This is a genomic window from Streptomyces sp. NPDC088124 (genome assembly GCF_040685895.1).
Taxonomy (GTDB): Bacteria; Actinomycetota; Actinomycetes; order Streptomycetales; family Streptomycetaceae; genus Streptomyces.
In genome coordinates this window covers 40,586-59,098 of the sequence record NZ_JBFBJB010000061.1, presented here as the reverse complement: position 1 = coordinate 59,098, position 18,513 = coordinate 40,586, and the positions used below count along the sequence as shown (strand labels likewise).

The window sequence follows — 18,513 nt, the reverse complement described above, 5'->3', positions numbered from 1 at the left end:
ACTGCGGAGACGACGCCCAGTACTCCGACGCCATGGTCCAGGCCGACGCCCTCGGCGAGTACCACTGCGGATCGATGAACACCGGGTACACCGTGGCCGCGTCGGACAGCATCTCCGCGTCCGGGGTCAGCACGAGGGCGTCACCCGTCGCGGGTACGGCCACCCCTACGGCCGCCAGCCTGCCCGACTCACCCGCACCGGGCTCCCGCGCCGCGCCCACGCCCTCCTCGACGGCCGTCCGCCGCCGCGCCGCTCCCGTACCGTCACCCGACGGGGTACTGGAGTCCCACATCATCGGCTTCGGCGCCTCGAACACCGCGCCCTGCGCACCCCGGTCGACCGCCGCGAGACCGCCCTCGGCCGTCTCCCGTACGTCCACGCCCTCCGAGGCCAGTTCGAGACGGAGCGCGGCCAGCTTCTCGCTCGCCGCCGCCTCGGCCGACTTCACGACGAGCAGCTGCGTGAAACCGTCCTCCTGCGCCCCCATCCGCAGATCGACCCCCGGCAGCACCTCCCGGTACGTAGCCGTGGAGCCGCTCAACTCCGGCGCGGGCAAAGCTCCGGGCCAGGAGAGCGCGACCTCACGCCCCGCCTTCTCCATCCGTACGAGCGGATCGTCGCCCCCGGACGAGAAGCGGATGCCCACAGTGGACACCTTCGGCGCGACCGACCCGTCGGAAGCCTTGGCCAGCTCCGTGTCGACGGGCCGCCAGGCGCCGTCGACACGGGCCCGTACCGGACGCAGATACTCCCGCGCCTCCAACGCGCCCTCGGGGGTGGCGAACACATCACTGTGCTCACCCCGCAGGGCCCCGACCTCGACCTGCCTGCCTAATCGTTTCGCCTCGGCGAGCGCGCCGTCCGTGGTGGCCTCCGCGGGGGCCTCGTCCGGATTCCGGCCCTCGTCCGCGGCCGACGCCGAAACGGCAGGAGCAGACGTCGGGCGCGCGGCGGCGGGCAGAGCGCTCAGCGGGACAAGCCCCGCCGCCAGCACGACGGCGAGCCCGCACACCAGCCCTCCCGCGTACGGCGGCCCGCGCCTGCATCTCCTGTTCCGGACATCACGATTTCCCCACACCCCACCCATGGATCCCCGCCCCAAGCGTCACAGGAAGTACACAACTTCGCAGAGTTAAATGCCGTGTGCACAGGGTTGTCAACGGAGATCTTTGGGGTCATCCGGTCCGGAGTGGGGCGAACCCGTCAGATGCCCTGCCAGTCCGGCTTGGACGCGAACGTCGCGCGGAAGTAGTCGGCCAGCTTCAGGCGGGAGGCTGCCGCCTCGTCCACGACCACCGTCGCGTGCGGGTGGAGCTGGAGCGCGGACGCGGGTACGAGGGCGGCGACCGGGCCCTCGACCGCCTGGGCCACCGCGTCGGCCTTGCCCTCGCCCGTGGCGAGCAGGACCAGGTGGCGGGCCTCCAGGATGGTGCCGATGCCCTGGGTGATGACGTGGTGCGGCACCTCGTCGGGGCTGTCGAAGAAGCGTGCGTTGTCGGCCCGGGTCTGCCGGGTCAGGGTCTTGATCCGGGTGCGGGAGGCGAGCGAGGAGCAGGGCTCGTTGAAGCCGATGTGGCCGTCCGTGCCGATGCCGAGGAGCTGGAGGTCCACCCCGCCGGCCTCGGCGAGGGCCCGGTCGTACGCCTCGCACGCGGCCTGGACGTCCTCGGCGCCGCCGTCCGGGCCGAGGAAGGCACTCGGGTCGAGGCCCAGCGGCTCGACGACCTCGCGCAGGACGACGGAGCGGTACGACTCGGGGTGGCCCGGCGGCAGCCCCACGTACTCGTCGAGCTGGGCTATGTGCGCGCTGGAGACGTCGACCGTGCCGGCCCGGACCCCGGCCGCCAGTGCCTGGTAGACGGGCAGGGGGGTGGAGCCGGTGGCCACGCCGAGGAGGGCGTCGGGCTTGCGGCGCAGCAGTGCGGCGATGCTGTCGGCGATGAGTGCGCCACCCGCGGCGGCGTCCGGGACGATGACCACTTCCACGCTGGGCCCTGCCGATCTGATGGTGAGGTCTTTTGTGGTATAGACCAATTCTAGCAGAGGGGGCGGCGCCGGTTCCTGAATCCTCGGCGAAGGGCAGGCGACGAAGAGGGAGGGAGGACCGGAAGGGAGGGGGGATCCCGGTGGCGGGGCCGCCCGGGGCCTGTTCGACTGGACGACGGGGGCGTGAGCGACTGGAGGGCACCCAGCATGTCTGCCGCGTTTCCCGCCGGGCCGAGCGAGTACGCGGGCCGCGTCATGTCCGCCGAGGTGCTGGAGCAGCCCGCCGCGCTGCGGCGGCTCCTCGCGGACGGGGCGCCCGGGATCCGTGAGGTGGCGGGCGCCGTCGCGGCGCGGAGGCCGCGCTTCGTCCTGCTCGCGGCGCGCGGCACCTCCGACCACGCGGCGCTGTACGCGAAGTACCTGCTGGAGATCAGGCGGGGGCTGCCCTGCGGGCTCGCCTCCATGTCCACCATCACGGCGTACGGCACCCGCCCCGACTTCACCGGCGTGCTCTTCGTCGGCGTCAGCCAGTGGGGCGGCTCGCCCGATCTCGTGGCCGCCACCTGGGCCGCCCGGGAGGCGGGCGCGATCACGCTCGCGGTGACGAACAACCCGGACTCGGCGCTCGCCGCCGTGGCCGAGTACCACATCGACGTTCTGGCGGGCGCGGAACGAGCGCTGCCGGCCACCAAGTCGTACACCGCCTCGCTGCTCGCGCTGTACCTCTTCACCGAGAGCCTCGGCGGCGCCGACGGGGCGGGGGCCGCCTCCGCCGTGCCGGATCTGGCGGACGAGATCCTCGCCCGGGGCGCGGAGGTGCGGACGCTCGCCGCCCGCTACCGGTTCGCCGGGCGGATGGTCGTCATCTCGCGGGGTTACGGCTATCCCACGGCCAGGGAGGCGGCCCTGAAGCTGATGGAGACCAGCTACCTCCCCGCGCTCGCCTACTCCGGCGCGGATCTGCTGCACGGCCCGCTCGCGATGATCGACAACGGCTCGCCGGTGATCGCCGTCGTCCCCGAGGGCACGGGCGGCGAGGCGCTCCGCCCCGTCCTCGACCGGCTGCGCGGCCGGGGCGCCGATCTGTGCGTGGTGGGCCCGGCGGCGGAGACCGCGCGGGCCGCGGCGGGGTTCGTGCTGCCGGTGGAGGGGGTGGGGGAGGAGCTTCAGCCGATCCTGGAGATCCTGCCGCTCCACCGTCTGGCCTACGAGATCTCCGTCGCCCGCGGCTACGACCCGGACGCCCCGCGCACGATGGCCAAGACACCCGAGTCGAGCTGAGTGGCCACTGGGTCCTGGAGGTCCTGGAGCCTGGGGGACCGGGACCCTTGGAAACACCCGCGGGCCGCGGCGCCGCGACGGGACCCTCAACCCGTACGGCACCGCAGCCCGGAGTTGCTACGGCCGACGGGTGTGCGGTCCCGGCGGCCGTTGGGAGAGGTTCCGCCGCAGTCAGGGCAGAGAGCGCCGGCACCTCGTTCCACCCTCCTGTGCGGGGAGGGCGGAAGCCTGTCGCACCATTCTGGACTAGACCATTCGGAGGTGTCCATGCCCGCGGCGCGTACGGTGAGCCTAATTCGCCGCCTACCCCTCAGTACAGACCAAGGGCGTCCCCGATCCGGACCGGGGGTCGCACCTGAAGGGTCTGATCCGTCCCACGGGTACGCTCGCAGGTGTGCCCTCCATGAACGATCTCGTACGCCAGCACACAGCCCTCGGTGAATCCGACCTGGAGTGGCTGCATCTGCTGGTCTCGGAGTGGCAACTGCTCTCCGACCTCTCCTTCGCCGACCTCGTCCTCTGGGTCCCGACCCGCGACGGCACCCGCTATGTCTCCGTCGCCCAGATGCGGCCGAACACCGGGCCCACCTCCTATCAGGACGACATGGTCGGCCACCTCGTGCCGCGCGGACGCCGGCCCCTGCTGGACGCCGCGCTCGACGAGGGGCGGATCGTCCGGGAGGGCGACCCCGAGTGGCGTGAGGAGGTGCCCGTACGGGTCGAGTCCATCCCCGTACGGCGTGAGGGCCGGGTCCTCGGGGTCATCGCCCGTAACACCAACCTGCTCACCGTCCGGACCCCGAGCCGGCTGGAGCTGAGCTATCTCCAGTCCGCCTCCGACCTGGCGCAGATGATCGCCGCCGGTTCCTTCCCCTTCCCCGGCCAGCAGGTCGACATGGACGCGTCACCCCGGGTCGGGGACGGGCTGATCCGGCTCGACGCCGACGGGGTCGTCCAGTACGCCAGCCCCAACGCCCTCTCCGCGTATCACCGGCTGGGACTCGCGTCCGACCTGGTGGGACAGCACCTCGGCCGGGCCACCGACCAACTCGCGCCCGCCCGCGGCCCGGTGGACGAGGCCATCGTCAAACTGGCCAGCGGTTACGCGCCCCGGGAGACCGAGGTCGAGGGCAACGGCGGGGTCATCCAGCTCCGTACCATCCCGCTCAAGCCGAAGGGCACCCGGATCGGCTCGCTGGTGCTCCTCCGGGACGTGACGGAACTCCGCCGCCGGGAGCGTGAGTTGATCACGAAGGACGCCACCATCCGGGAGATCCACCACCGGGTGAAGAACAACCTCCAGACGGTGGCGGCGCTGTTGCGCCTCCAGGCCCGCCGGATGGACTCGGTGCGGGGCCGCGAGGCGCTCAACGAGGCCGTACGGCGCGTCGGTTCCATCGCGATCGTCCATGAGACGCTGTCTCAGAATCTGGATGAGCGCGTCGAGTTCGACGAGATCGCCGACCGTGTCCTCGCGATGGTGGCGGAGATCTCGCCCGGCAAGATCCTCTGCCGGCGTACCGGACGGTTCGGCATTCTGGACGCCGAGGTGGCCACCCCGCTCTCCATGGTGCTCACCGAGATTCTGCAGAACGCGCTGGAGCACGCCTTCGACCCGGGAGAGGAGGGCCGGGTGGATGTCTCCGCGGTCCGCAGCGGTGACTCGCCGGCGAAGAAGAACCGGCGCACGGGCACCTCGGGCCCGTCGGACACCCGGCTGCTGATCACCGTCCAGGACGACGGGCGGGGGCTGCCCGAGGGATTCGATCCGCACCGGGCCGGGAATCTCGGGCTCCAGATCGTCCGGACCCTGGTGGAGGGCGAGTTGGGCGGCACCTTCGACATGGTGCCCGCGCCGGTGCGCGGCACGCGCGTCCTGCTCGACATTCCGGTGGAGCCGCAGAAGTAACCGCGGAAGCGGGTGGGTCACCGTACACAGCATCGAGCCCCGGACCGTTCTACGGTACGGGGCTCGGTTCGAAGCTCACTATGCGATGCGCATCGGGGGGTACTGCGCGCTGCGGTTCGGGGGCGGGTCTATGCGTACACGCTGTACGCTCCGCCGCCTGAGGCTGTTACACGGGTGGTTCAGGCGGTCGCGTTACGCGCCCGGTTACGAGCGGCGCGACGCTTCATCGCGCGGCGCTCGTCCTCGCTGAGTCCACCCCAGACGCCGGAGTCCTGGCCGGACTCGAGCGCCCACTGCAGGCACTGCTCCATGACGGGGCAGCGACGGCAGACGGCCTTGGCTTCCTCGATCTGCAGCAGCGCAGGACCGGTGTTGCCGATGGGGAAGAACAGCTCGGGGTCTTCCTCGCGGCAAACGGCGTTGTGACGCCAGTCCATGGCTGCTACCTCTCTTGGTATTACGTGCAGGTTGCTTGTGAATGTGAACGCTTTCACGAATCCCTCGACAAGGGAAGGGTCGACCGCCGGGAAACCTGGCGGAGTCCTTGGTTTGAGGAGGGGTTCTGGTGCTCAGGGAGGCCGGTGTTGCGGGCCGTCCCGAGCGCCATGTAGAGATTCGCAAACCTCGGCGGCGGATACAACCCCTTCTGGAAAGTTTTTTTTGATTCCTCGGTGTCGACTAGGTCACAGCCGTACTTCCATGGGGTGGATGGCAGCCTAAACGTTCGAGTGAAAGGAGTTTTGCCTCTTCCGCTCACACAATCACACGCAGTGCACGGCGAACGCCTGTGAACGTCACGCTCGTACGCACTCCGAGATGGTCGCCGTCCATCTGGAAGGGGAGGGGTGCCTTGGAATGCAAGGTGAAGTCGGTCAGGTCGTGCAGGGATACGGCATGGCGCCCGTGGGGGCCCCGCTCGGGGGTCGAAGTGAGCAGTTGTGTCCCATATACGGCCGCCGCCGAAGTGGACATTCTGGTCAGTCCGAGGACGTCGAGCGCCGAGTCGAAGGATGCCGTGGGGGACGAGTACAGCGGTCGATTCCCCAGGTAAGTGTAGGGAGCGGTGTTGCAGATTATCGACAGGACGAGATCTTCGACCGGATCCTCACCGGGCCGCTCCAAAGTGATCAATCCGTGGCGGCGATGCGGTTCTTCGAGGAACTGGCGTATCACCTGGCGCACATAGAGGGCGTGCGTCGAACGCTTTCCGCGCTCCCGGTGCTGTTCGACCCGGCCGACGACTCCCGCGTCGAATCCGAACCCCGCGTTGAAGGTGAACCAGCGGGACGGCACGGCTTCGTCCTCCGACCCCGGGGTCCCGGCCGCCAGTCCCAGGCCGACCGTACGTTCGCTCTTCTCCTCCAGCGCCTGGAGAATCGCGCCGGTCGCCTCCACCGCGTCGTTCGGCAGCCCGAGCGCGCGGGCGAAGACATTGGTGGAGCCGCCGGGGACCACCGCGAGGCGCGGCAGCCGCTCGGGGTCCGGGCCGTTGTGCAGCAGACCGTTCACGACCTCGTTGACCGTGCCGTCCCCGCCCAGGGCCACGACCAGCTCGATGTCGTCGGAGTCGGCGGCCCGCCGGCCGAGGTCGCGGGCGTGCCCGCGGTACTCCGTCGTCACCGCCTCCAGCTTCATCTCGCTGGCCAGCGCGTGGATGAGTACGTCTCGGGTGCGGGCACTGGTGGTGGTTGCTGCCGGGTTGACCACGAGGAGTGCGCGCATGCCGAGCAGATTACCGGCCGGGGGGAGACGGGTCGTCCCCGGGCGGAACGCGCCCGGCGCCCGGCACCCCGGCGGCGTACCCGGCGCCGGATCCGGGCGTGGATCCGGGGGCCGATACCCTGCAAGGGTGAGCAGAGCGACGCAGCCAGAGCCCGCCCCCGGACCGACCCCGCGCCCCACCCGGCTGACCGCCGCCGCGGCGGTCAGCGGTCTGGAGGCCCTGGCGCTGTTCGCCGGCGGCGCGTATCTGCTGGTGATGGGGCTGCTCGGCCGTCCCGACTCCCCGCAGCAGGCCGAGATGGGCGGGGTGACCCTGATCGCGCTCGGCGTGATCCCGCTGCTCGCCGCCCGGGGGCTGCTGCTGCGCCGCGGCTGGAGCCGGGGGCCCGCGCTGATCACCCAGATCATGGCGCTGCCGGTCGCCTACACCTTGCTCACCTCGGACGGCGCCGGCATCCCGGCCGGGATCGTGCTGGCGGCCGTCGCCGTGACGGGGCTCGTCCTGCTCGTCAACCCGACGACCACCGAGGCCCTGGGGATCCGCGGCCCGGCCGGCGACGCGTAGCCCGCGCGGCGGGAGCGTGTCCTGTCCGCGGGAGCGGGGCCTGTCCGCGGGAGCGTGACCTGCCTGCGGGAGCGGGGCCTGTCCGCGGGAGCGTGACCTGTCCGGCGGGGACAGGTCCTTCCGCTATTCCTCCACGAGCAGCCGCTCGCGCAACTGCGCCAGCGTGCGCGCCAGCAGCCGCGAGACGTGCATCTGCGAGATGCCGACCTCCTGCGCGATCTGCGACTGCGTCATGTTGCCGAAGAACCGGAGCAGCAGGATCCGCTTCTCCCGCGGCGGCAGATCCTCCAGCAGCGGCTTGAGCGACTCCCGGTACTCGACGCCCTCCAGCGCCTCGTCCTCCGCGCCCAGCGTGTCCGCCACGGCCGGTGACTCGTCGTCCGTGTCGGGGACGTCCAGCGACAGCGTGGAGTACGCGTTGGCGGACTCCAGGCCCTCCAGGACCTCCTCCTCCGAGATGCCGAGCCGCTCCGCCAGCTCGTGCACCGTCGGTGATCTGCCGTGCTGCTGCGACAGCTCGGCCGTCGCGGTCGTCAGGGCCAGCCGCAGCTCCTGGAGGCGGCGCGGCACCCGTACCGCCCAGCCCTTGTCCCGGAAGTGCCGCTTGATCTCCCCGACGACGGTCGGTGTCGCGTACGTCGAGAACTCGACCCCGCGCTCCGGGTCGAAGCGGTCCACCGACTTGATCAGCCCGATGGTCGCCACCTGCGTCAGGTCGTCCAGCGGCTCGCCGCGGTTGCGGAAACGGCGCGCGAGATGCTCGACCAGGGGCAGGTGCATCCGGACGAGCTGATTGCGGAGGGCCGCCTTCTCGGGCGAGCCGTCCGGCAGTTTGCGCAGTTCGACGAACATCGCCCGCGCGCCGCTGCGGTCGTGCGGGTCGTGCCGTGGCTCGCTCCGCGATTCACCCCGCGATTCACCCCGCGGTTCGCTCCGCGACTCGTTCCGCGGCTCACCCTGAGGTTCGTTCCGCGGCCCGTTGTCCGGTCCGTTGTCCGGCCCTCTGCCGGGTCCGTTGTCCTGTCCGCTGTCCTGTCCGCTGTCCCGCTCGCTGTGCTGCTCGCTCATAAAGGCCGCCCGCTCTGCCTGCGCCCGCTCTGTCCGCGTCTGGTCCGCCGCGGCAGTCTGGCCGTCAAGTCCGTCCTCCGGATGGGGACGGGCCTGCTGCTCGGGGATCCCCGCGGGGGCGAGCACCGGTTCCGCCGGAACCTCGTGCCCTCCCCGCGGCTCTGGTGGGATGCGCCCCTCGTCACGCACCGGACCGTCCCCGTTCCTCACGCCGGCCCGGGTCCCGCGCCGCGCTGTTTGTAGAGGCTGATGGTGACCGTACGGTCGTCGGCGACCGTCGACTCGACCTTGCCGGCCAGTGCGGAGAGCACCGTCCACGCGAACGTGTCGCGCTCGGGGGCGCGTCCGTCGGTGGTGGGGGCCGACACGGTCACTTCGAGCGAGTCCTCGATCAGTCGGAAGACACAGCTGAGAACGGAGCCCGGTACGGCCTGCTGGAGCAGGATCGCGCAGGCTTCGTCCACCGCGATGCGGAGGTCCTCGATCTCGTCGAGGGTGAAGTCCAAGCGCGCCGCGAGGCCGGCCGTGGCCGTACGCAGCACGGACAGGTAGGCACCCGCAGCGGGCAGCCGGACTTCCACGAAGTCCTGGGTCCCGGGCTCGCCTGCGATCTGGGACACCCTCACCTCCAAGGTGGCACAAGCTCTTCAGGGCTCCGGACAGGGCGTGTCGAGGAGCCTTGCGGTACGTGTCATTACGTAGCCGGTCTGGGGGGCGACGCTATCGCGATCCATAGTGCCGTGTCGCCGGGACCCCCATCCGCTACGGTCACTCATGGTAAGCATATGACCACGGAAAGTGGCTAGGGGTCTGCGGCATCCAATTGAGAAGAACCGGCGGAGGGTTGACGTACCCAGTCGTCAGACGATCGAACCGTCGACAAAGCACCAGCGCCAGCTCTCGCCCGGCTCGAAACTTCGCATCACCGCGTGTCCCGTCCGCTCGAAGTGGAGTGTCGCGTGCCGGTACGGCGACGAATCACAGCACCCGACGTTTCCGCACTCCAGACAGAGCCGCAGTTGGACGGGGTGGCTGCCGGCGGCCAGACACTCCGTGCAGGTGTCGCCACTCGGCGTGGGCTCGGGGTGTGGAAGTTCCGCGATGTGACTGCACTGGCTCATGATGGCGAGATTACGACGTACGCCCGCGCGCGCACGACCGAAGCACGACAGACGTGCGACAGGAGTGGGTGCGAGGCGGGAGTACGCGCACGACAGAAGTACGCGCACGGCAGAAGTGCGCGCACACGACAGGAAGACGGAGCCGGGATGGACGTACTGCCGCTGATCGCACTGGTGGCGTTCAGTGCCGCGATCGCCGGGGCCGCCCGCCGGACACCGGTGGCCGCGCCGCTGCTGCTGGTGGCGGTCGGTCTGGGTGCCTCGTACGTGCCCGGTGTGCCGGATTACACACTGGATCCGCACGTCGTGCTCCCGCTGATCCTGCCGCCCCTGCTCTACACCGCCGCGGTGGACAGCTCGTACCTCGACCTGCGGGCCAACATCCGGCCGGTGGCGCTGCTCTCGGTCGGATACGTCCTCTTCGCGACGATCGCTGTGGGCTGGCTCACCTATCTCCTCGTCCCCGATCTGCCCCTGACCACGGCGCTGGTGCTGGGCGCGGTCGTCGCGCCGCCCGACGCGGTGGCGGCCACCGCCATCGCCCGCAAACTGGGGCTGCCGAGCCGGATCACCACCATCCTCCAGGGTGAGTCGCTGCTCAACGACGCCACCGCCATCACCGCCTTCAAGGTGGCGCTGGCCGCGGCGATCGGCGCCGGGGCCAGCTGGGCGGGCGGGGTCGAGGAGTTCGCGCTCGCCTCGCTCGGCGGTGTCGGTGTCGGACTCGTCCTGATGGTCCCACTGCACTGGCTGCGCACCCACCTCACGGAGGCGCTGCTCCAGAACACACTCTCGCTGCTCATCCCCTTCGTCGCCTACGCGGCCGCGGAACAGGTCGGCGCGTCCGGTGTGCTCGCGGTCGTGGTGGTGGCGCTCTATCTCGGCCACCGCTCCTGGCAGGTGGACTTCGCGACGCGGCTCCAGGAGGCCGCGGTGTGGAAGATGGTCGCGTTCGTCCTGGAGTCGGCGGTGTTCGCGCTCATCGGGCTCCAGCTGCCCTTCGTCCTCAAGGGCCTCGGCGAGTACGGGGTGACCGAAGCCGTGCTGTACGCCCTCTGGGTCTTCGTGGCGGTGGTCGTCGTCCGGTTCGTCTGGGTCTATCCGGCGACCTTCCTGCCGCGTCTGGTCTCGGCGCGGATCAGGGAGCGTGAACCCGACACGAACTGGAAGGCGCCGCTGATCGTCGGCTGGGCGGGGATGCGCGGTGTGGTGTCACTGGCCATCGCCTTCTCCATCCCGCTGGTGACCCAGGCGGGCACACCGTTCCCCGGACGCAACCTCGTGCTGTTCCTGACGTTCACGACGGTCATCGGCACACTCGTCGTCCAGGGACTCACACTGCCGCCGTTCATCCGGCTGTTGAACGTGTCGGGCCGCGACCGGCAGGCCGAGACGCTCGCCGAGGCACAGGCGCAGAGCGAGGCGTCCACGGCGGCGGAACGGCGGCTGGACGAACTCCTCGCCGACGAGCGGAACACCCTGCCGGGGCCGCTCGCGGACCGGCTCCGTACGGTGCTGGAGCGGCGCCGCAACGCGGTGTGGGAGCGGCTCGGCTCCGTCAACGCGATCACCGGGGAGTCGGCGGACGACACCTACCGGCGGCTGTCCAGGGAGATGATCGAGGCGGAGCGCACCGTCTTCGTGGAGCTGCGCGACCAGCGGCGGATCGACGACGAGATGCTGCGGACGCTGCTGCGCCGGCTGGACCTGGAGGAGGCGGCGGCGTACCGGGAGGACGGCTCGGAATGAGCCGCCGGGTCTGGGTCTGTATCCACACGACAGGCCCTACGGGGCGGACGGTTCCGGGGCGCCGGTGATCACCGCCGCGACCGCCGTGCCGGGCGGGAAGGCGCCCTCCGCCGCCAGGGTGGTGACCCCGTACAGCATTTTGGCGACATAGAGACGTTCCACGGCGAGCCCGTGCCGGTCCTCGAAGTCCCGCGCGAAGGCGTCCAGCTCGGGCGGGACCCGGGCGAAGCCGCCGAAGTGGAAGCGGTCGTCGAGGTGCCAGTCGCCCGCCGGTCCCGCGAAGGCGGCGCGCTGGAGCCCCCGTATCTCCCCGTCCAGGAAGCCGCCCCGGAGCACGGGGAAGCCGAGGGCCGTGCGCCCCGGCCCCAGGGTCCCCGGCCCCAGGGTCCCCGTCCCCAAGGTCCCCGGCTCCGCCCCGGCGGTGGGGTCCGGCGCGAGTCCCGCGGCGAGCCCCGCGAGCGTGCCGCCGGTGCCGCAGGCCACGGCGACGGTGCCGGCCGCGCCGCGCAGCTCCCGGCCCAGCTCGGCGCAGCCCTGCGCGGCGAGCGCGTTGCTGCCGCCCTCCGGCACGACGTACACCCGGCCGGGGTCGAGGCCGGCGCGCCCGAGCAGCGCGGCGACGACGGCGGGCTCCGCCTTGCGTCGGTATTCCGCCCGGTCGACGAAGAGCAGCCGCATCCCGTCGGCCGCGCACCGGGCGAGCGACGGGTTCCGGGGCCGGTCGGCCAGCTCCTCGCCCCGTACGACACCGACCGTGGCGAAGCCGAGGAGCCGGCCGGCGGCGGCGGTCGCGCGGAGGTGGTTGGAGTACGCGCCGCCGAAGGTGAGCAGCGTGTGGCGGCCCGCGTCGGCGGCGGCCCGCAGATTGGGCGCCAGCTTCCGCCATTTGTTGCCCGGCAGCTCCGGGTGGATCAGGTCGTCGCGCTTGAGGAGCAGGCGCACGCCCCGGCGCGCGAAGCGCTCGTCCTCGACCTCGTGCAGCGGAGAGGGGAGCCGCGGGCGCAGAGCGGCGAGCGGCGCGAGAGGGGTGGGCGGCGGGGTCACGTTCCCATTGTCGGCCGGGGTACGCGCCCGGGAATCCGCGCGCCCCCGAAGTGCGCCGTTGGGATGAATTTGCGCGTGTTGTGCCCAGTATCGGGCCGTTCAATCCCACTCGTTTGTGTAATGGCGACTGCACGCCACGTGATGGAACCATTCTTCTCGCAGGTCGTACATGATCGAAAGTTTCGAGAGGAAGACTTCATGTCGGTTTCGGTTGGTGACGAGGTCCGGGCGGCACAGCCGCCCCAGCAGAGCCTGGGGACGGACGCCGCTCGGAACCTGGCGACCACCACCAAGTCGGCGCCGCAGATGCAGGAGATCACCTCCCGGTGGCTGCTGCGGACGCTGCCGTGGGTCCAGGTGCAGGGCGGCACCTACCGGGTGAACCGCCGGCTCAGCTACGCGGTCGGCGACGGGCGGGTGACGTTCGTGCAGACGGGCGACCGCGTCGCGGTCGTGCCGGCCGAGCTGGGCGAGCTGCCCGCCCTGCGGGAGTACGGCGACGAGGAGGTGCTGGCCGAGCTGGCGCGCCGCTGCGAGCAGCGGGAGTTCGAGCCCGGCCAGGTACTCGCGGCCGCCGGTGACGCGGCGGACCGGGTCTTTCTGCTGGCACACGGCCGGGTGGAGAAGATCGGCACGGGTCCCTACGGGAACGAGACGGCGCTCGAAGTGCTGGCCGACGGCGCGTACTTCGGCGAACAGGCCCTGGTGGACGGGGAGGCCACCTGGGACTGGACGGCACGCGCGGCCACGGCGTGCGTGGTGCTGGTGCTGACCCGCCAGGACGTACGGAACCTCGCGGAGCGCGAGGACTCCCTGCGCCACCACCTGGAGGCGGCGGCCTCCGTACCGCCGCAGCGGACCAACACGTACGGCGAGGCGGCCATCGACCTGTCCGCGGGGCATGTCGGCGAAGCGGTCGTGCCGCACACGTTCGTGGACTACGAGCCGGCGCCGCGCGAGTACGAACTGAGCGTCGCGCAGACCGTTCTGAAAATCCACAGCAGGGTCGCCGACCTCTACAACCAGCCGATGAACCAGACCGAGCAGCAGTTGCGGCTCACGGTCGAGGCGCTCAGGGAGCGCCAGGAGCACGAGCTGATCAATCACCGCGAGTTCGGGCTGCTGAACAACTGCGACTACGGCCAGCGCCTCCAGCCGCACGACGGGGCGCCCAGCCCGGACGACATGGACGAGCTCCTGTCGCGCCGCCGCGGTTCGAAGCTGTTCCTCGCGCATCCGCGGGCCATCGCGGCCTTCGGCCGTGAGTGCAGCAAGCGGGGGCTCTACCCGGGCACCGTGGAGGTCTCCGGCACCCATGTGCCCGCCTGGCGCGGAGTGCCGATCTTCCCGTGCGACAAGATCCCCGTCTCGGATGCCAGGACGACCTCGATCATCTGCATGCGTACGGGCGAGAGCGAGCAGGGGGTCATCGGCCTGCAGCAGAGCGGTATCCCGGACGAGATCGAGCCGGGCCTGTCGGTCCGCTTCATGGGCATCGACGAGCAGGCGATCATCTCGTACCTGGTCACGGCGTACTACTCGGCGGCCATCCTGGTGCCGGACGCCCTCGGGGTGCTGGAGAACGTGGAAGTGGGCCGCCGGCGGTGAGGTGAGCCGCCGCGTGGATGGCGTGGCGTGGCTCCGTACAACCGCATCCCCAGGACCGAGAGGAAGGTGACCCGTGACCATGACCAGCACCGGTGCCGCCACCGAGGGCCACGAGGCGGTGGCCCTCCTGGAGCGCACCCGCGCCGAGGTCGATCCCGAACTGCGCGCCGCCGTCGAGTCGTTACCCGCCTCCATACGCGGGGTCGCGCAGTACCACTTCGGCTGGGCGCGGCCCGACGGCACCCCGGACCCGGGGGGTACGGAGCGGGCCGGAAAGGCGATCAGGCCCGCGCTCGTCCTCGCGGCGGCCCGCTCGCTCGGCGGGGACCCGCGCGCCGCCGTGCGGCCGGCGGTCGCCGTCGAGCTGGCCCACAACTTCACCCTGCTCCACGACGACGTGATCGACGAGGATCCCGTACGCCGCCACCGCGCCACCGCCTGGACGGTGTTCGGCACGGTGGACGCCATCCTCTCGGGTGACGCCATGCTGGCCCTCGCGGTACGGCTCCTCGCGGAGGATCCGCACCCGGCGTCGGCCGCCGGCTCGGCGCGGCTCGCGTCCTGCGTGATCGAGCTGTGCGCGGGCCAGCAGGCGGACTGTGCCTTCGAAGCCCGCGATCCGCGCGAGGTCTCGCTCGACGAGTGCGTCGCCATGGCGACCGCCAAGACCGGTGCCCTGCTGGGCGCTTCGTGCGCCCTGGGCGCGCTCTACGCCGGCGCGGGGCCCGAGCAGGCCGAGGCCATGGACGCCTTCGGCCGGGAGGCGGGGCTCGCCTTCCAGCTCATCGACGACCTGATCGGGATCTGGGGCGACCCGGGGCGTACGGGCAAGCCGGCCGGTGCCGATCTCGCCGCCCACAAGAAGTCGCTGCCGGTCGTCGCGGCGCTGGCCTCGGGCACTCCGGCCGCCGGGGAACTGGCCGAGCTGTACCGGCGGCCGATGGACGCCGAGGCGGTGCGGCGCGCCGCCGACGCCGTCGAACGGGCCGGCGGCCGGGACTGGGCGCAGCACGAGGCGGCCGAGCGGATGGCCCGCGCCGTCCAGCAGCTCTCCCGGGCGGTCCCCGACCTGGCGGCGGCGGGCGATCTGCTCTCGCTCGCGGAGTTCGTCACCCGCCGGAGTCGCTGAGAGCCCCGAGCGGCCTGCGAAAGCCGGTGGTTGACGCGCGATCAGCTGCGTAGGGTGGGCCGGGGACCAGGGGAAATTCCGGCATCAGGGGGATCGGTATGCGCCGACTGACGTACTTCATCGCGGTGTCCATCGACGGCTTCATCGGCGACCCGTCGGGGGACGCGAACTGCTTCATGCCCTTCGTGGATGAGGCGTTCTTCGCGTATCTGAAGGCCGAGTACCCGGAGACGCTGCCGACCCATGGCCGGAAGCCCCTCGGCATCGACGACCTGGAGAACCGGCGCTTCGACACCGTCATCCAGGGGCGGGCCAGCTATCAACTCGCCCTGGACGCCGGTGTCACCAGCCCGTACGCGCATATGCGGCAGTACGTGGCATCCCGCACCCTGAAGGAGAGCCCGGACCCCGCGGTCGAGATCGTGGCCGAAGATTTGGCCGGAAAGGTCCGGCAACTCAAGGCGGAGGGCGGCGGGCTCGGCATCTACCTCTGCGGCGGAGCCGACATCGCCGGGCAACTGGCGGACGAGATCGATGAGTTGATCATCAAGACGTATCCGCTGGTGCTCGGCTCGGGGATGCCGATGTTCGCGAAGGATTTCGCCATCACCGAGTTCACGCTGGAGTCCGTGCGGGCCTTCGAAAACGGAGTACTCGTCAGGAACTACGCAAGGAAGCGGTGACCCCTGCGGCAGCGGCGGTTCCGCTACCGCTACAGTCCGCGCCATGGAAGCGGAACCGACGGATTCATGGGCGGGCTGGTACCGGGACCGCCAGGGGGCGGAAGCGATCACCCTCACCTCGGGGGGACAGCAAGTACGCACGCAAATCAGGGGAGTTGAGTACGAAGGGGCGGATTTCGCCGTACTGGAAGCGGTGGGACCGGACGGGGGCGGGGTGCTGTCCTCGTGCGTCATGGAGTGGGACATCCCGCTGTCCGTCAGCTCCGACGGCGCGGTCGAACAGGCCACGCTGAGCTGTCTGCTCGCGCTCGGCGAGCGGGAGGGCGGCGGGCCGGTCGGGCGCGCGGAGCTGAGCCTGACCCTGCACTGCGGCGGGACGGCGTACGCGTCGGGGATAGCCGGGAGCGGGTTCGAGGAGGCGCTCGGCCGGATCAGGCGACAGCTCCCGACGAACACGGAGCTGTCGGACCGGCGGCTGGTGGGCGCGTCCTGACCCGCCGGGGTCCCGGGACCCGGGACCCCGCGCCCCTGACTCCCCGAGCCGCCGGGGTCGGTCGCCGGAGCGAGGGAACACGGAAGGGGCGTCCCGTGGGGGGTGGATTCGGGGGACGCCCCTTCGCGTGCCGTGCTGCGGGAAAGGTCAGGAGAGCTTGGCCAGCGCGGCGGCCAGGCCGTTCGCCCAGAGGCTGTTGACCCGGGAGCGCTCCGCCGCGTTCGGCTGGGCGTTCTGGCAGGACGTGCCGGGACCGCCGCCCGACATCAGCTCGCTGCACGGGCCCGAGTAGTGGTCGGGAAGACCGAGGACGTGCCCGGTCTCGTGGGCCGTCACCCGCGTCGAGTTGTACTGCTGGTTCTGCGCGTAGTCCAGGAAGATGTACCCGGAACCGTGGCCGTTGGTGCTGGCGTACGAGCCGCGCGGGTCATTGCCCTCGCGGTAGGTGAAGTCGACGCCGCTGGTGCCCGCCTGGAGCTTCACGTTGGAGACGGCGCTGTTCCAGATCGAGGTGCTCGCGGCTATCTGGCTCGCGAAGCGGGGCGCGGCCGAGGCGTTGTAGACCACGGTGACGGCCTGGATGCCGGGGTTCGCGGCGCGCTTCTCGGCGACCGACTTCACGACGGCGTCGAAGAACGCCTTGTTGTTCGCCGCCTCCTCCTTCGAGCCCTCGTACGCGGCGTACGAGGTGGTCCGCGCGGCCGACGCGGCGTCGGGGTCGGCGGCCGACGCGGTCGGGGCGAGGGCGAGGGCGCCGACGAGCGCGAGGCCGAGGCTGACGGCGGCGGAGGCGGCGCGCTTGGTGTGTCTCATGTGGGGGGCTCCTGTTTCCTGATTCGTCCGGGCCGTCCGGGCTGTCCGGGTGTCGGTGCCTTCCGGCTCTTCCGGCTCCCTCGGCTCGTCCGGGTCGGTCCGGTGAACGGGTTCGGGTTACCGCAGAGTCTCGATGAGTTCGCCCCGGCGCGGATGATGTCAGCCGCCGATAACACCAACGCATCACCCCGCGTGGATACCCGGCGGTATTTCTTCGAATCAGGCTCCAATTACAGTGTTTTGACCATCTGGTGTGGCTCAGAAGGCCGTTCTACTCTCTGGGCATGGAGCTGGAGGTGAGACACCTGCGCGCCCTGTGCGCCATCGCCGACACCGGCAGCCTGCACAAAGCGGCACGCCAGTTGGGGATGAGCCAGCCGTCCCTCACGACGCAACTGCGGCGCATCGAGAACGCGTTGGGGGCCGAACTGTTCGCCCGCGAACGCACCGGCTGCCGGCCGACCCCGCTGGGGCGTTCCGTCCTGAGCCGGGCACGGCCGCTCGTCTCCGGGATGGCCACGCTGGTCGCCGAGGCGCGCGCGGCCGCCGACCGGGGCGCCGGGCCCCGGCTGCGCGTCGGCTCCACCGCGAGCCGCGCCCTCGCGGGCTGGCTGCGCAGGCTGCGGCACCGGCTGCCGGGCACGGACATCTCACTGCACATGGACGTCTCGCCGAGCGCGCTGCTGCGGATGGTCGCGGCGGGCCAGCTCGACGTGGCCTTCGTGCACGAGGTGGAGGGCTGCCCGCTGGCCGTCCCCGACGGGCTCACCCGGCGCGTACTGGTCGAACGCGAACCGCAGTTCGTCTCCATGGCCCGGGACCACCCCGCGGCGGCCAGCCAGGTCGTGGAACTGGCCGATCTCGCCGGGGACCGCTGGATGGTCGATCCCGCGGTCGACGGCGAATGGGACGGACTGCGCCGGGTGCTGGGCGCGGCCGGGCTCAACCCCCGGGTGGTGCACGGCGATTACCTCACCGCGGCGCAGCTGATCGCGGTCGGCGAGGCCGTCGCCCCCTGCCAGCCCACCTCGGGCCCGCGCGACGACATGGTGATCCGGCCACTGCGGGACGACCCGCTGGCCGTACGGCTGCTGCTCTTCTCCCGGTCCACGGGCTCCGGCCACGCGATCGGCGACGGCGACGTCCTCGGCCAACCCGCGGTGGCGGCCCAGGTGTTCGCGGACCTGGAGGCGGCGTACCGGGAGGCGGCGCTCCGGGCGGTGGACTACCGGCGCTGGCTCACCCGCCACAAGAGCCCCCTGCTGCACGCCCCGGCCGCCTGACCGAACCGTTCAGCGGTACGCATACGGCCGGTCGGGCTGAGCAGGGCGGGGTGTTCAGC

The 18,513-nt window shown here is 71.3% G+C and carries 17 protein-coding genes and 1 pseudogene; 9 read left to right on the top strand and 9 right to left on the bottom strand.

The window, feature by feature from the left end; all coding sequences use genetic code 11:
• Both AB0P17_RS35400 and nagB read right to left on the bottom strand, forming a co-directional pair.
• Positions 1 to 1,012, bottom strand: a pseudogene (locus AB0P17_RS35400) (LamG domain-containing protein); the annotation flags it as partial.
• A 191-nt stretch (positions 1,013 to 1,203) separates the two neighbouring features.
• The gene (nagB, locus tag AB0P17_RS35395; protein WP_365817675.1) at positions 1,204 to 1,986 is read right to left on the bottom strand and encodes a glucosamine-6-phosphate deaminase; all 783 of its coding nucleotides are present in this window, start codon (positions 1,984 to 1,986) and stop codon (positions 1,204 to 1,206) included.
• A gap of 207 nt (positions 1,987 to 2,193) precedes the next feature.
• On the opposite strand from nagB, the gene AB0P17_RS35390 reads away from it, so the two are divergent.
• A complete protein-coding gene (locus tag AB0P17_RS35390) occupies positions 2,194 to 3,267 on the top strand; it encodes an SIS domain-containing protein (protein WP_365817673.1) in 1,074 nt (357 codons plus the stop codon).
• Positions 3,268 to 3,670: 403 nt separating this feature from the next.
• The gene (locus AB0P17_RS35385; RefSeq protein WP_365817671.1) at positions 3,671 to 5,176 is read left to right on the top strand and encodes a histidine kinase N-terminal domain-containing protein; all 1,506 of its coding nucleotides are present in this window, start codon (positions 3,671 to 3,673) and stop codon (positions 5,174 to 5,176) included.
• A 179-nt stretch (positions 5,177 to 5,355) separates the two neighbouring features.
• On the opposite strand, the gene AB0P17_RS35380 is transcribed toward AB0P17_RS35385, so the two are convergent.
• On the bottom strand, positions 5,356 to 5,613 hold the full coding sequence (locus tag AB0P17_RS35380; RefSeq protein WP_004937597.1) for a WhiB family transcriptional regulator: 258 nt from the start codon (positions 5,611 to 5,613) through the stop codon (positions 5,356 to 5,358).
• 316 nt (positions 5,614 to 5,929) lie between these two features.
• Positions 5,930 to 6,898, bottom strand: coding sequence for a diacylglycerol kinase family protein (locus tag AB0P17_RS35375; RefSeq protein WP_365817669.1), 969 nt, complete (start codon positions 6,896 to 6,898; stop codon positions 5,930 to 5,932).
• Between the two features lie 127 nt (positions 6,899 to 7,025).
• Between AB0P17_RS35375 and AB0P17_RS35370 the strand changes: the two genes are divergently transcribed.
• Positions 7,026 to 7,463 carry a hypothetical protein gene (locus AB0P17_RS35370; protein WP_365817667.1) on the top strand — a complete coding sequence of 146 codons (438 nt, stop codon included), beginning with the start codon at positions 7,026 to 7,028 and terminating at the stop codon, positions 7,461 to 7,463.
• Between the two features lie 123 nt (positions 7,464 to 7,586).
• Here AB0P17_RS35370 and AB0P17_RS35365 read toward each other — a convergent pair whose 3' ends face one another.
• The 3 genes from AB0P17_RS35365 to AB0P17_RS35355 all read right to left on the bottom strand — a co-directional run bounded on the left by AB0P17_RS35365 (position 7,587) and on the right by AB0P17_RS35355 (position 9,652).
• Positions 7,587 to 8,741, bottom strand: a complete 1,155-nt coding sequence (locus AB0P17_RS35365) for a SigB/SigF/SigG family RNA polymerase sigma factor (RefSeq protein WP_365817665.1) — start codon at positions 8,739 to 8,741, stop codon at positions 7,587 to 7,589.
• Complete coding sequence (locus AB0P17_RS35360) at positions 8,738 to 9,151, bottom strand: anti-sigma regulatory factor (protein WP_365817663.1); 414 nt, start codon at positions 9,149 to 9,151, stop codon at positions 8,738 to 8,740. Before AB0P17_RS35360 ends, AB0P17_RS35365 begins: the two co-directional genes overlap by 4 nt.
• A gap of 240 nt (positions 9,152 to 9,391) precedes the next feature.
• The gene (locus AB0P17_RS35355) at positions 9,392 to 9,652 is read right to left on the bottom strand and encodes a UBP-type zinc finger domain-containing protein (RefSeq protein WP_365817661.1); all 261 of its coding nucleotides are present in this window, start codon (positions 9,650 to 9,652) and stop codon (positions 9,392 to 9,394) included.
• Positions 9,653 to 9,799: 147 nt separating this feature from the next.
• Between AB0P17_RS35355 and AB0P17_RS35350 the strand changes: the two genes are divergently transcribed.
• The gene (locus AB0P17_RS35350) at positions 9,800 to 11,401 is read left to right on the top strand and encodes a Na+/H+ antiporter (protein WP_365817659.1); all 1,602 of its coding nucleotides are present in this window, start codon (positions 9,800 to 9,802) and stop codon (positions 11,399 to 11,401) included.
• Positions 11,402 to 11,437: 36 nt separating this feature from the next.
• On the opposite strand, the gene AB0P17_RS35345 is transcribed toward AB0P17_RS35350, so the two are convergent.
• A complete protein-coding gene (locus tag AB0P17_RS35345; RefSeq protein ID WP_365817657.1) occupies positions 11,438 to 12,445 on the bottom strand; it encodes a pyridoxal-phosphate dependent enzyme in 1,008 nt (335 codons plus the stop codon).
• A 198-nt stretch (positions 12,446 to 12,643) separates the two neighbouring features.
• Here AB0P17_RS35345 and AB0P17_RS35340 point away from each other — a divergent pair, with 198 nt between their 5' ends.
• The 4 genes from AB0P17_RS35340 (at position 12,644) to AB0P17_RS35325 (ending at position 16,358) form a co-directional block, all read left to right on the top strand.
• Complete coding sequence (locus AB0P17_RS35340; RefSeq protein WP_365817655.1) at positions 12,644 to 14,053, top strand: family 2B encapsulin nanocompartment shell protein; 1,410 nt, start codon at positions 12,644 to 12,646, stop codon at positions 14,051 to 14,053.
• A gap of 79 nt (positions 14,054 to 14,132) precedes the next feature.
• Positions 14,133 to 15,182: a family 2 encapsulin nanocompartment cargo protein polyprenyl transferase gene (locus tag AB0P17_RS35335; RefSeq protein ID WP_365817653.1), complete on the top strand. Its 1,050-nt coding sequence runs from the start codon at positions 14,133 to 14,135 to the stop codon at positions 15,180 to 15,182.
• Between the two features lie 98 nt (positions 15,183 to 15,280).
• Positions 15,281 to 15,865: a dihydrofolate reductase family protein gene (locus AB0P17_RS35330; RefSeq protein ID WP_365817651.1), complete on the top strand. Its 585-nt coding sequence runs from the start codon at positions 15,281 to 15,283 to the stop codon at positions 15,863 to 15,865.
• A 43-nt stretch (positions 15,866 to 15,908) separates the two neighbouring features.
• Positions 15,909 to 16,358 (top strand): DUF6304 family protein, encoded by a 450-nt coding sequence (locus tag AB0P17_RS35325; protein WP_365817649.1) that lies wholly within the window; start codon positions 15,909 to 15,911, stop codon positions 16,356 to 16,358.
• 147 nt (positions 16,359 to 16,505) lie between these two features.
• Here AB0P17_RS35325 and snpA read toward each other — a convergent pair whose 3' ends face one another.
• Positions 16,506 to 17,171 (bottom strand): snapalysin, encoded by a 666-nt coding sequence (snpA, locus tag AB0P17_RS35320; protein WP_365817647.1) that lies wholly within the window; start codon positions 17,169 to 17,171, stop codon positions 16,506 to 16,508.
• Between the two features lie 284 nt (positions 17,172 to 17,455).
• Here snpA and AB0P17_RS35315 point away from each other — a divergent pair, with 284 nt between their 5' ends.
• Positions 17,456 to 18,454, top strand: coding sequence for a LysR family transcriptional regulator (locus AB0P17_RS35315; RefSeq protein WP_365817645.1), 999 nt, complete (start codon positions 17,456 to 17,458; stop codon positions 18,452 to 18,454).
• The last annotated feature ends 59 nt before the right edge of the window (positions 18,455 to 18,513 follow it).